Annotated in this window: 3 protein-coding genes and 1 pseudogene; 3 read left to right on the forward strand and 1 reads right to left on the reverse strand. The window is 36.2% G+C overall.

What is annotated here, in order from left to right; translation table 11 throughout:
• A pseudogene (locus IC220_RS07015) lies at positions 1-482 on the reverse strand (hypothetical protein); the annotation flags it as partial.
• A 64-nt stretch (positions 483-546) separates the two neighbouring features.
• On the opposite strand from IC220_RS07015, the gene IC220_RS07020 reads away from it, so the two are divergent.
• From IC220_RS07020 to IC220_RS07030, 3 genes are all read left to right on the forward strand, one after another.
• Positions 547-867, forward strand: a complete 321-nt coding sequence (locus IC220_RS07020; RefSeq protein ID WP_188153730.1) for a hypothetical protein — start codon at positions 547-549, stop codon at positions 865-867.
• Entirely contained in the window at positions 855-1,538 is a 684-nt protein-coding gene (locus tag IC220_RS07025) for a hypothetical protein (protein ID WP_188153731.1), read from the forward strand. The genes IC220_RS07020 and IC220_RS07025 overlap by 13 nt, the downstream gene beginning before the upstream one ends.
• A 4-nt stretch (positions 1,539-1,542) precedes the next feature.
• Positions 1,543-2,450 (forward strand): DUF4815 domain-containing protein (locus IC220_RS07030; protein WP_188153732.1); only part of this gene is annotated, 908 nt, incomplete at its 3' end.

Raw genomic sequence — 2,450 nt, forward strand, 5'->3', positions numbered from 1 at the left:
GGTAGGAAACCCTTTTTTTGTACTTGATTAAAGTAGAAAATCTGTTTCAGTAAGTCATGATTAGTTATAAAGAGAGTAAACAATAAGGATTTCTTGTCATATTTGTTATTTTGCAGCAGAAATGGTTTTAGAAGGTCTTGGCTTTGTGCTACCTCAACTACAGCTATTTCTGATTTTGCACGACTAAAACGATTAACTAAGTAGTAGTTGAACAAAGATCCGGAAATATTGAAAAGCATCTTACGTTTGTGTTGAGTTGAAATTTCGTCGCATTTCCAAAACTCATAATCTTTAAATAATTGTCTATTTTGTTTATCTTGAAAGCAGTGATTAAAAATAATGCTTAACTGCCTACCAGAAAGAGAATTAAGCCAGCTTTCACGTAAAATTGGATTTTGAAACTTCTTGAGAAGAGAAGATACAGGCATTTCTAAACTACTTTCCCAAAATTCCCGACTAGGATAAAAATTTACCATACCCATAAGTAAAGATACTATGTTTAAAGCAGATTAAAAATTAGTCAATAAAAATCTATGGCAAAAAAAAGTGAACACATTTCTGAAAAAAGTTGAACTTATATATATAAGGGGACTTATAAAAGAAATAGCTATGGAATTTCAAATAAGCTTTGGCAAAAAGACGTCTAATTTCTTAAAGTATATAGCAGAGCGTCAAAATAAGACCATTCCAAAATTAATAAGAAGGCTGGTTTTTGAAGCTCTGGATGCCAGAGAAGATAGGTATTTCTCTAAAATTGCTGATGAAAGGCTTGCAAATGATAAGATCGTGCCAAGTAGTGAAGTTGATTGGGAAAAACTCTTTTCTTCTAATTCAGAAAGTACTAAAGGGTACAAATGTCGATCTTAACTCAATCGGGCCGAGCTGCAATAGCGGCAAGTATAAAAGAGCAGTCACTTCATCTTGCTTGGGGTAGTGGTGATTCAAGCTGGGAAAGTAGCCACAAAGTCGAAAAAGTTTTTGTTAAGGGTGAAATCAAACTTGATCACTGTCCAATTAAAGATGTAAAAGTTTTTAAAGGTTCAACGGTCTACAAACCAAGTATAGACTATACAGTTGATAGTAATACTGGTATGATAAAGCTAGTAGAAAAAGGCTCTATTACAGTGGAAAGTACCGTTACCGTAGAGTATACTTACAGCACACCAGCAGAGCCCATTACCTCTACAAAGCTGCTGAAAGAAGTGGGAAGGCGCACCATTGATGAAATTCTCTTTTGCACAGGTGATGAGAATGGAGAATTGATTACTCCCTCCGGACGGTTTAAGCCAGCAAATGTACCAACCAATAATTTATATCTCAAATGTAGCTTTGATTTCACGGATGCAGCAAATCAAGTGATCAGAGAGATTGGGGTTATGGTTGGTACTAAAGTGAAAAAAGAACTTCCACCAGGACAGAGGTATTTCGAGCCAAAAGATATAGAAAATCCTGGAATTTTGCTGATTTTAGAGCATACAGTACCACTTATCAGAACTGCAGCAACTCGGGAAGCTTTTTCTTTTGTTATTACATTCTAATTCTATGACGTTAAGTAGTTATTATAACCGTTTTAACTCTGATAAAAAATACGAAAAGAGTTTATTCTTAGCAGGAAGAGGCCTGCAATCTGCAGAACTAAATGAAATGCAAGATTATGCACTCTCCAAGCTTAAAGGTATTGGTGATGCGATATTTAAGGATGGTGATGTTATCAGTGGAGCTGATTGTATTGTAGACGCTGAAACAGGTAAAGTTACCCTTGAAACTGGTAAAATATACCTTCGTGGCTGCGTAAGAGAAGTTGAAAAAACAGAGTTTAAGATTCCAACAAATGCCACAGTTCGTGTTGGTGTTTATTATGTTGAATCCACAGTTACAGAACTTGAGGATGAAAATCTTCGTGATCCTGCGATTGGTACAAGAAATTACCAAGAAGTTGGAGCAGCAAGGCTTAAAGCTAACATTATCTGGGGTTTTCAGGCAGAAGGAATTGTTGCTAGCTCGATAAACGGAGAGTTTTATCCCATCTATAACATTGAAAACGGGGTATTAATTCAGCATTCAGCTCCCCCGCAAGCAAATGTGGTAACTACTGCTCTTGCTCGCTATGACATGGAAGCTAATGGTTCTTATGTGGTAGATGGTCTTGAAGTAATGTTTTTACAACGGGAAAGCCAAATGGGCGAAAGAAAACAGGTTTTTGTGGTTAATGAAGGCAAAGCTCATGTTGATGGCTACGAAATTGAACTTCCTCATAGCTTGAGAGTTTATTTTGATGAAGATCCTGACATAAAATTAGTTGAATCAGAACCTCACTCTTTTCAGCCAAATAGCAACAGAGTTATGGAGTTCAAGGTCAATGATTTTCCTGTAAAAGAAATCAAAAAAGTAGATATTACCGTACAGAAGACTATTTCTCTAACTCACGGGTCGTATTCTGGAGTTGCTGA

Origin of the sequence: Wolbachia endosymbiont of Pentalonia nigronervosa (assembly GCF_014534705.1) — a bacterium.
In the GTDB taxonomy this organism is placed as follows: domain Bacteria; phylum Pseudomonadota; class Alphaproteobacteria; order Rickettsiales; family Anaplasmataceae; genus Wolbachia.

Excerpts from the sequence above, each read along its gene's own strand:
- IC220_RS07025 (WP_188153731.1), top strand. The coding sequence starts at position 855 with ATGTCGATCTTAACTCAATCGGGCCGAGCTGCAATAGCGGCAAGTATA.